Below are 681 nucleotides of genomic sequence, written 5' to 3'. Positions count from 1 at the left end.
TGCTTGTCACAGGAATCCAGCCAGACCAAGTCCTTGGGCTGAAAGAACGCTTCCCGCGCCGCAGACGCGGCGCTGCTGGATCCCTGTGACGAGCACAGGGATGAGGTGAGGAGAGAGTGCGGTCCCTCGGCGCGCTTCATAAACCGTGAAGATAGCGAGGCGACACGACAGGTCCCGGGTCACGCCCGTATACAGCGCCCCGCTCCGCTTCGATGTAGTGGCCGCACATCTCGGTCCCTCATTCCTGTGCTTGTCACAGGAATCCAGCCAGACCAAGTCCTTGGGCTGAAAGAACGCTTCCCGCGCCGCAGACGCGGCGCTGCTGGATCCCTGTGACAAGCACAGGGGATGAGGGTCGAGAGGGTGCGACCCCTCGGCGCGTTTCATAAACCGTGAAGATAGCGAGCGCGGAAGCTCCCGCCCGTATATAGCGTCCCGCTTCGCTTCGATGTAGCAGCCACACATCCCCGGTCCCTCATTCCTGTGCTTGTCACAGGAATCCAGCCAGACCAAGTCCTTGGGCTGAAAGAACGCTTCCCGCGCCGCAGACGCGGCGCTGCTGGATCCCTGTGACGAGCACAGGGATGAGGTGAGGAGAGAGTGCGGTCCCTCGGCGCGCTTCATAAACCGTGAAGATAGCGAGGCGACACGACAGGTCCCGGGTCACGCCCGTATACAGCG

The 681-nt window shown here is 62.3% G+C and carries 1 protein-coding gene; it reads right to left on the bottom strand.

The window, feature by feature from the left end; all coding sequences use genetic code 11:
* Window positions 1-490: 490 nt before the first annotated feature.
* A complete protein-coding gene (locus tag BHD07_RS31830) occupies window positions 491-679 on the bottom strand; it encodes a hypothetical protein (protein WP_338284321.1) in 189 nt (62 codons plus the stop codon).
* Window positions 680-681 lie beyond the last annotated feature (2 nt).

The organism is Sinorhizobium sp. KGO-5 (assembly GCF_036245905.1).
GTDB lineage: Bacteria > Pseudomonadota > Alphaproteobacteria > Rhizobiales > Rhizobiaceae > Sinorhizobium > Sinorhizobium meliloti_A.
Note: the sequence above shows the minus strand (reverse complement) of the source record. Positions and strands in the feature narration are given on the sequence as shown.